The following is a 9,377-nucleotide window of genomic DNA, read 5'->3' as shown; positions in this document are numbered from 1 at the left end:
CGGCGGGGCCGGTGCGGGCGCGGGGGCCCGGCGTGCCCGGTGAGCCGGGTGGGCGGCCGCCGGGAGTCGCCGTACGGGATGCGCCGGTCGGCGTGCGGGGCGGGGCGCCGCCGGGGCGGCGGGTGTCGCGGCGGCTCGGCGGGCGGGGGCCGGGGCGTTGCTGCGTCCTGGTCATGACCTTGTTCATGGGGTCCCCGTTCGAGGGGCCCGGTTGATACCGGGCGGTAACTTCGAGGTTGGTGATCTTGTACGGGGTTCCGGGTGCCGACGGCAAGGAAGCGGGGGCCTCGGTCGGGCGGGCGGAATCTTCACTTATCTGGGTGATGGGCGGGCGCGGAAGGCCGGAACGGCGGGCCTGCACCGGGTGAGTTTCCGGACCGGAGTGGACGCCGGGTGACGGGGTGCGGGGGACTCGAAAGGGGACGCCCGCACGTATCCTGAAGCCCTCCGGGAGGTGCGGGACCCGACCGCCCTCCTCGGGTCCGTGCGGAGCCTTACGAGTACGAAAGCGGTCAGCCATGCGCGTCTACGTCCCCCTGACCCTCCCCGGTCTCGCCGAGGCGTACAAGGGGGGCGAGCTGGGGGCCGAGCCGCTCGTCGCGTACGCCGTCACGCCAGCCTTGCGGGAGTGGTATCTCTCCGACGACATCGAGGAGTTGGAGTACGCGGCGTTGAACCGGGCCGCGCTGGCCTCGCTGCGGCTGCTGGCGGCGGACACGGGGGCGATGAGGCGCCGGGTCGTGGTCGCCGTCGACGTGCCCGACGGGGCGGCCGTCGCCGACCCGGACCGAGGGCTGGACCCGTCGGCGCTGGGCGAGGTGCGGATCGCCGGGGGCGTGGCGCTGGCCAAGGCGGCCTCCGTGCATGTCGACTCGGGTGACGCGGAGGCGGATGTGGCGGCGGCCGCGGAGGCGCTCGCGGCGGCGGACGGCGGGGACGACGACGCGCAGTTCGTCGTGGACGGAGCCGAGGATCATGAGCTGTTGTGGTACGCCACGCAGGAGATCCCGAATCTGGTGGGGCTGGCGGGCTGACTCCGGGACTCGGTCCCAGGTGCCTCGTTGACTCGCTGTTCTCTTGATTGTCAGTGGTGGCGGGTACGGTTTTCGACATGGGGAAGCACGTAGGGGCGCACATCGTCTGGGACTGGAACGGGACCCTGTTCCACGACAATGACGCGATCATCGGGGCGACGAACGCGGCGTTCGGTGAGCTGGGGCTCGCCCCGATCACGATGGAGCAGTACCGGTCGCTGTACTGCGTACCGGTGCCGAAGTTCTACGAGCGGTTGCTGGGGCGGCTGCCGACCGACGCCGAGTGGGAGGTCATGGACGAGACCTTCCACCGGTACTACACCGAGCACCGGGTGACGTGCGGGCTCACCGAGGGTGCGTCGGAACTGCTGGTGGAATGGCGGTCGGCGGGGCGCAGCCAGTCGATCCTCAGCATGTACGGGCATGACGAACTCGTGCCGCTGGTGCGGGGGTTCGGGATCGAGGAGCACTTCATACGTGTCGACGGGCGGACCGGGCCGTCGGGCGGCAGCAAGACCGAGCACATGGTGCGGCACATCAAGGCGCTCGCGAGCGTGGATCCCGCTCGCACGGTGGTGATCGGGGACGCCGCCGACGACGCGGTGGCGGCGCTGCATGTGGGGGCGCGGGCCGTGCTCTACACCGGGGGGTCGCACAGCCGGGCGAGCCTCGAAGGGGTGGGGGTGCCGGTGGTGGACACGCTGGGGGAGGCGGTCGCGGAGGCGGAGCGGTTGGCGGCGTAGCTGAGCGGCTGGCCGGGAGTCGGGAGCCGGGCACGAATGACGAGGTGCCCGGCGGTGTGAGGTGCCTGGCGGTGGGCGCCCGGCGGTGAGACGCCTGGCGGTGAGGTACCCGGTGATGGGGTGCTCCGCGCTCAGGCCGACGTGGGCTCGTGGCTACGTCCGGTGCGCGCCCCGGGTCCTCGGGGCTGTGGACGTCAGGCCACCGGTGCCTTAGCTCGCAGCACCGTCAGGAACTCACGCATCCAGCTGGAGTGGTCCGGCCAGGCGCGGGAGCTGACCAGGGTGCCGTCGACCACCGCCTCGGCGTCCTGGAAGGTGGCGCCGGCCGCCTGCATGTCCAGTTCCAGGGCGGGGTACGCCGTGACGCGGCGGCCGCGGAGGCTGTCGATCGCGGCGGTGAGCAGGGGGCCGTGGCAGATCTGGGCGACCGGCTTGTCGGCGTCGAAGAACGACTTGAGGATCTTGCGGAGTTCGGGGTCGTTGCGGAGGTACTCGGGGGCTCGGCCGCCGGGGATGACGACGGCGGCGTAGTCGCCCGGGTCGACCTCGGAGAAGGCGAGGTCTGCGGGCCAGGTGTAGCCGGGTTTCTCGGTGTAGGTGTCGAAGCCGGGTTCGAAGTCGTGGACGACGAACTGGAGCTGCTTGCGGGTGGGGGCCGCGATGTGCACGTCGTAGCCCTCTTCGCGGAGGCGCTGGTAGGGGTAGAGGACCTCCAGTGACTCTGCGGCGTCGCCGGTGACGATGAGGATTTTCGCTGTCATGTCGGGTGCGCTCCTCTTTTGGCCGTGGTGTGCGTCTCCGTCGGGCCTTAGGGGCAACGTGCCTCGGGGGCGGGGTCTTGCCAAGGGGCTGGGCGGCGTGAGGGTGCCGGGAGGGTGGGTTTCGGTTGCCGGTGGTTGGTGGGTGCGCGGCGTGGCGGCTGAGGCGGGGTGGGTCGCGCAGCCCGGCGCTTACGGGGTGCCGCCTGCGCCCAACCGTGCCGCCCCAGCGGCACGACCGCCCGCAGACTGGGCGGGTGGGGATGCCCCGAGCCGCGCGGTGGCCGGTGACCGTCCGCACCTGCTGTGGCTGGGCGGGTGGGGATGCCCCCCAGCCGTGCGATGGCCGGTGAGCGTCCGCCGCACTCGCTGCCGTCGTGCGATGGCCGGTGGCCGTCCGCCGCACTCGCTGCCGTCGTGCGACGGCCAGAGACCGTCCGCTCCGCCGCACTTCGCTGCTGCTGTGCCGCCGCCGTTCTCGCTGTGCACGTAGGTGTTCCCGGTGTGGGCCGGGCACGGTTGTTTTCGGACACGCGCGTACTGCCGAGGGTGTGGTTTCGCCTCGGTTTCTTGTTTGTGGTTCGGGGCCGGTCCCACATCTCAGCCTCCCCCTCCATGCCCCACCCCGCCAGTTACGCCCTTCCCGCCCTGTTTGCCCCTGTGCAGAACGTCAAAGTTCTACCCCCGGTTTTGTACACATACGGCTCATGACGGGCCCCCTGTAAGGAGCGATAGCCTTGGTGGCGTGATCAGTGCGATAGCTCGCGGGGGCATTGTGGCCCCTGCCCTGCGCCCGGGGAGCACGGACGACATCCGTGACCGGGCGGCGGTCGCTGGTCTTCGCGGGCGGGAGGGGGGCGTAAGGGCCCCCGGGGCATCGAGCACACCCCGGGCCCGGACGTCGCAGAGAGCAGCGTCACACCCCTTGGGCAGCTCAAGATTGGCTCATATATCCCCGCTCATCTCACCTCGCGGCATAGCGTCGAAGCAGACCGGACACCCCGCGTCGCGGCGTTATACCGGAGGGGAAGAGACCGTACTTCCTTCTACGTCACGCAACGGCGCGCGACAGGAGCCAGAGGACAATGCAGACCAAGCTGGACGAAGCCAAGGCCGAGCTGCTCGAGAGGGCCGCCCGGGTAGCTGAGAACAGCCCGGTCGGGGGGCACCTACCGACTGGGACGACGGACGAGAGCAGCCCCGGCACCCCGGACCACGACACCGTGCTCTCGTTCCTCCAGCGCTACTACCTGCACACCGCCCCGGAGGACCTCAGCGACCGCGACCCGGTCGACATCTTCGGAGCCGCCTTCTCGCACTACCGGCTGGCCGAGAACCGCCCCCAGGGCACGGCCAACGTGCGGGTGCACACACCCACCGTGGAAGAGAACGGGTGGACCTGCAGCCACTCCGTCGTGGAAGTCGTCACCGACGACATGCCCTTCCTGGTCGATTCGGTGACGAATGAGCTGACCCGGCAGGGGCGCGGCATCCATGTCGTCATCCACCCGCAGGTCTTCGTCCGCCGCGACGTCACCGGCAAGCTCATCGAGGTGTTCACCGCGCCGCCCGCCGGTGAGCTGGCGCACGACACGCACACCGAGTCCTGGATCCACGTCGAGTTCGACCGGGAGACCGACCGCGGCGACCTGAAGCAGATCACCGCCGACCTGCTGCGCGTCCTGTCCGATGTCCGCGAGGCCGTCGAGGACTGGAGCAAGATGCGGGACCTGGCCCTGCGCATGGCCGACGAGCTGGTCCAGGAGCCCCATTCCGACCTGCGGGAGCAGGAGTTCGAGGAGGCCCGCGAGCTGCTGCGCTGGCTGGCCGACGACCACTTCACCTTCCTCGGCTACCGCGAGTACGAGCTGCGCGAGGACGACTCGCTGGCCGCCGTGCCGGGGACCGGGCTCGGCATCCTGCGCGCCGACCCGCACCACGCCGAGGGCGACAGCCACCCCGTCAGCCCGTCATTCGAGCGGCTGCCCGCCGACGCCCGCGCCAAGGCCCGCGAGCACAAGCTCCTCATTCTCACCAAGGCCAACAGCCGGGCGACCGTGCACCGGCCGTCGTACCTCGACTACGTCGGGGTGAAGAAGTTCAACGAGCACGGCGAGGTCGTCGGCGAGCGGCGCTACCTGGGCCTGTTCTCCTCGGCTGCCTACACCGAGTCCGTCCGCCGGGTGCCGGTCATCCGGCGCAAGGTGGACGAGGTGCTGGAGGTCGCCGGGTTCTCGCCCAACAGCCACGACGGGCGCGACCTGCTCCAGATCCTGGAGACCTACCCGCGCGACGAGCTCTTCCAGACCCCGGTCCCCGAGCTCCAGCAGATCGCCACCTCCGTGCTCTACCTGCAGGAACGCCGTCGGCTGCGGCTCTACCTGCGGCAGGACGAGTACGGGCGCTACTACTCCGCCCTCGTCTACCTCCCCCGCGACCGCTACACCACGGGGGTGCGGCTGCGGATCATCGACATCCTGAAGGAGGAGCTCGGCGGCACCAGCGTCGACTTCACCGCCTGGAACACCGAGTCGATCCTCTCCCGGCTGCACTTCGTCGTCCGGGTCCCGCAGGGCACCGAGCTGCCGCAGCTCAGCGACCTGGACAAGGAGCGCATCGAGGCGCGGCTCGTCGAGGCCGCCCGCTCCTGGGCCGACGGGTTCGCCGACGCGCTGAACGCCGAGCTCGGCGAGGAGCGCGCCGCCGAGCTGCTGCGCCGCTACTCCAACGCCTTCCCCGAGGGCTACAAGGCCGACCACACCCCGCGCTCCGCGGTCTCCGACCTCGTCCACATCGAACAGCTCACCGAGGAGAACAACTTCTCACTGAGCCTGTACGAGCCGGTCGGCGCCGCCCCCGAGGAGCGCCGGTTCAAGATCTACCGCAAGGGCGCGGCCGTCTCCCTGTCCGCCGTCCTGCCGGTCCTCACCCGGCTCGGCGTCGAGGTCGTGGACGAGCGGCCGTACGAACTGCGCTGCTCCGACCGCAGCGTCGCCTGGATCTACGACTTCGGCCTGCGTATGCCCAGGGCGGGCGGCGCCGTCGACTATGTCGGTGACGACGCGCGCGAGCGGTTCTCGGAGGCGTTCGCCGCGACCTGGACCGGCAAGGCGGAGAACGACGGCTTCAACGCCCTGGTGCTGAGCGCCGGGCTGTCCTGGCGGCAGGCGATGGTGCTGCGGGCGTACGCGAAGTACCTGCGCCAGGCCGGCTCCACCTTCTCGCAGGACTACATGGAGGACACCCTCCGCAACAACGTCCACACCACCCGCCTCCTCGTCTCCCTGTTCGAGGCGCGGATGTCGCCGGACCGGCAGGCCGCCGGCCGCGAGATCGTGGACGCGCTGCTCGAAGAGGTCGACGCGGCGCTCGACCAGGTGGCGAGCCTCGACGAGGACCGGATCCTGCGGTCCTTCCTCACCGTCATCAAGGCGACGCTCCGCACGAACTTCTTCCAGGAGGCCGCGGGCGGCAAGCACCACGACTACGTCTCCATGAAGTTCGACCCGCAGGCCATCCCCGACCTGCCCGCGCCGCGACCGGCGTACGAGATCTGGGTCTACTCGCCGCGCGTCGAGGGCGTGCACCTGCGTTTCGGCAAGGTCGCGCGAGGCGGCCTGCGCTGGTCCGACCGGCGTGAGGACTTCCGGACCGAGATCCTCGGCCTGGTCAAGGCGCAGATGGTGAAGAACACCGTCATCGTGCCGGTCGGCGCCAAGGGCGGCTTCGTCGCCAAGCAGCTGCCCGACCCGTCCGTGGACCGGGACGCGTGGCTGGCGGAGGGGGTCGCGAGCTACAGGACGTTCATCTCGGCACTGCTCGACATCACCGACAACATGGTCGCCGGCGAGGTCGTGCCCCCGGCGGACGTCGTCCGGCACGACGAGGACGACACCTACCTCGTCGTCGCCGCCGACAAGGGCACCGCGACCTTCTCCGACATCGCCAACGGGGTCGCCGAGCAGTACAACTTCTGGCTCGGTGACGCCTTCGCCTCGGGCGGCTCGGCCGGCTACGACCACAAGGGCATGGGCATCACCGCCCGCGGCGCCTGGGAGTCCGTCAAGCGGCACTTCCGCGAGCTGGGCGTGGACACGCAGAGCGAGGACTTCACGGTCGTCGGCATCGGCGACATGTCCGGTGACGTGTTCGGCAACGGCATGCTGCTCAGCGAGCACATCCGCCTGGTCGCCGCCTTCGACCACCGGCACATCTTCATCGACCCGAAGCCCGACGCGGCCACCTCCTACGCCGAGCGCCGCCGCGTCTTCGAGCTGCCGCGCTCCAGCTGGGAGGACTACAACACCGAGCTGATCTCGGCCGGTGGCGGCGTCTTCCCCCGTACCGCCAAGGCGATCCCGGTCAACGCGCACATCCGCGAGGCCCTCGGCATCGAGGGCAAGGTCGCCAAGATGACGCCGGCCGAGCTGATGAAGGCCATCCTCCAGTCGCCGGTGGACCTGCTGTGGAACGGCGGCATCGGTACGTACGTCAAGGCCTCGACCGAGTCGCACGCGGACGTCGGTGACAAGGCCAACGACGTCATCCGCGTCGACGGCGCCGACCTGCGCGTCAAGGTCGTCGGCGAGGGCGGCAACCTCGGGCTGACCCAGCTCGGCCGGATCGAGTTCGCGCGGCACGGCGGCAAGATCAACACCGATGCCATCGACAACAGCGCGGGCGTGGACACCTCCGACCACGAGGTGAACATCAAGATCCTGCTCAACGCCCTGGTCGCCGACGGCGACATGACGGTCAAGCAGCGCAACAAGCTGCTCGCCGAGATGACCGACGAGGTCGGCCGCCTGGTCCTGCGCAACAACTACGCCCAGAACACGGCGATCGCCAACGCCCTCGCCCAGTCCGGCGCCATGCTCCACGCCCAGCAGCGCTTCATGAAGCACCTGGCCAGGGAGGGGCACCTGGACCGCGCGCTGGAGTTCCTGCCCACCGACCGTCAGATCCGCGAACGCCTCAACGCCGACCATGGCCTGACCGGCCCGGAGACGGCCGTCCTGATGGCGTACACGAAGATCACGGTCGCCGACGAGCTGCTGCACACCTCGCTGCCCGACGACCCGTACCTGAGCACCCTGCTGCACGCGTACTTCCCGACCGCGCTCCGCGAGCGGTTCCCGGAGTACCTCGTCAGTCACCCGCTGCGCCGTGAGATCACCACGACCGTGCTGGTCAACGACACGGTCAACACGGGCGGTACGACGTATCTGCACCGGCTGCGCGAGGAGACCGGCGCCTCGCTGGAGGAGATCGTCCGGGCGCAGACCGTGGCCCGCGCGATCTTCCGCTCGGCGGTCGTGTGGGACGCGGTCGAGGCGCTCGACAACAAGGTCGAGGCAGCCGTCCAGACCAGGATCCGGCTGCACTCGCGCCGCCTCGTCGAGCGCGGCACGCGCTGGCTGCTCAACAACCGGCCGCAGCCGCTGGAGCTCGCCGAGACCGTGGACTTCTTCGCCGACCGGGTGGAGCAGGTGTGGTCGGAGCTGCCGAAGCTGCTCAAGGGCGCGGACCTGGAGTGGTACCAGCAGATCTACGACGAGCTGACCGGTGCCGGCGTCCCGGCCGAACTGGCCACGCGGGTGGCGGGCTTCTCCTCCGCCTTCCCGACGCTGGACATCGTCTCGGTGGCCGACCGCATGGGCAAGGAGCCGATGGACGTCGCCGAGGTCTACTACGACCTCGCCGACCGCCTGCGCATCACCCAGCTCATGGACCGCATCATCGAGCTGCCCCGTGCGGACCGCTGGCAGTCCATGGCCCGCGCCTCCATCCGCGAGGACCTCTACGCCGCCCACGCGGCCCTGACCTCGGACGTCCTGGCCGCCGGCAACGGCACCGCGACGCCGGAGCAGCGCTTCAAGGCGTGGGAGCAGAAGAACGCGGCGATTCTGGGGCGGGCGCGGACGACCCTGGAGGAGATCCAGGGGTCGGAGGCGTTCGACCTGGCCAACCTGTCGGTGGCGATGCGGACGATGCGGACGCTGCTGCGGTCGCACACCTAGGCCGTAGGCCGTAACGGTTCTCAAGCCGTACGTGTGTCAGGGCGCCCCGGACTGTGACAGTCCGGGGCGCTCGTGCATATGGGGCAAAATGGGAATTACAGTGCTCGCGTGAGCACGATGCGGGCCGCGCTGCGAAGAACCACGGTTGCTCCGCAGGTCGCTGCCGTGCTGGTCGTCGTGCTGCTCCTGCTGGTGATCGTCCGGCTTCCGTGGGCCGGTGACCTCGGGATGCACGCGGCGACGGTCGAGCGTCTGCGGCACAGCCTGGTCGACCCCGGTAATCCGCTGGTCGACGCGGACACGCCGAGTCCGTACTACTCGCCGTGGATGCTGGTGCTCGGGTGCGTCGCCCGGCTGACCGGGTTCTCGGTCTTCGTCGTGCTGCGGATCGGGGCGGTGGTGGGGCTCGGGCTGCTCGTCAGCGGGGTGTGGCGGTACGTGCGGACGCTGAGCGCGCATCCGGCCGCGCCCGCGCTCGCCGTGTTGTGCCTGGTGTTTCTGTGGGGGACCTCGCTGTTCGCCTGGAGCGGGTTTCTCGGGCTGAACTCGCTGGCGTTGACCGTGTCGTATCCGAGTGTGTTCGCGCTCGGGCTGGCCTTTCACTTCTGGGCCTGGCTGGCGAGGGCTGTGCGGGTGGCGCCTGTGGCGCCTGTGGCGCCTGTGGCGCCTGTGGCGCCTGTGGCGCCGGTGGTGGCCGGGTGGGGGGTGTGGATCGGGCTCGGCGGGCTGTGGGCGGTGATTCTGCTGTGCCATCAGTTCTCGGGGGTGGTGGCCACTTTGGGGGCGTTGGCCACGGTGGTCGCCGCGCGGGCGGGGCGGGGG

General features: G+C 70.3%; 4 protein-coding genes and 2 pseudogenes. 4 read left to right on the top strand and 2 right to left on the bottom strand.

Translation table 11 applies throughout. The features are described from left to right. Positions 1-187: pseudogene (locus ADK36_RS49965) on the bottom strand (Rv3235 family protein); the annotation flags it as partial. A gap of 331 nt (positions 188-518) precedes the next feature. Between ADK36_RS49965 and ADK36_RS05875 the strand changes: the two are divergent. Both ADK36_RS05875 and ADK36_RS05870 read left to right on the top strand, forming a co-directional pair. Then, positions 519-1,034, top strand: coding sequence for a DUF6912 family protein (locus tag ADK36_RS05875; protein WP_048586794.1), 516 nt, complete (start codon positions 519-521; stop codon positions 1,032-1,034). Between the two features lie 77 nt (positions 1,035-1,111). After that, positions 1,112-1,777: an HAD family hydrolase gene (locus tag ADK36_RS05870; RefSeq protein WP_053196600.1), complete on the top strand. Its 666-nt coding sequence runs from the start codon at positions 1,112-1,114 to the stop codon at positions 1,775-1,777. A 194-nt stretch (positions 1,778-1,971) separates the two neighbouring features. On the opposite strand, the gene ADK36_RS05865 is transcribed toward ADK36_RS05870, so the two are convergent. Further along, a complete protein-coding gene (locus ADK36_RS05865; protein WP_053196598.1) occupies positions 1,972-2,538 on the bottom strand; it encodes a DJ-1/PfpI family protein in 567 nt (188 codons plus the stop codon). A 1,082-nt stretch (positions 2,539-3,620) separates the two neighbouring features. Between ADK36_RS05865 and ADK36_RS05860 the strand changes: the two genes are divergently transcribed. Then, positions 3,621-8,555, top strand: coding sequence for an NAD-glutamate dehydrogenase (locus ADK36_RS05860; RefSeq protein ID WP_048586792.1), 4,935 nt, complete (start codon positions 3,621-3,623; stop codon positions 8,553-8,555). 117 nt (positions 8,556-8,672) lie between these two features. Continuing rightward, positions 8,673-9,377: pseudogene (locus ADK36_RS05855) on the top strand (hypothetical protein); the annotation flags it as partial.

This window comes from Streptomyces viridochromogenes, assembly GCF_001270495.1.
Taxonomy (GTDB): Bacteria; Actinomycetota; Actinomycetes; order Streptomycetales; family Streptomycetaceae; genus Streptomyces; species Streptomyces viridochromogenes_A.
Note: the sequence above shows the minus strand (reverse complement) of the source record. Positions and strands in the feature narration are given on the sequence as shown.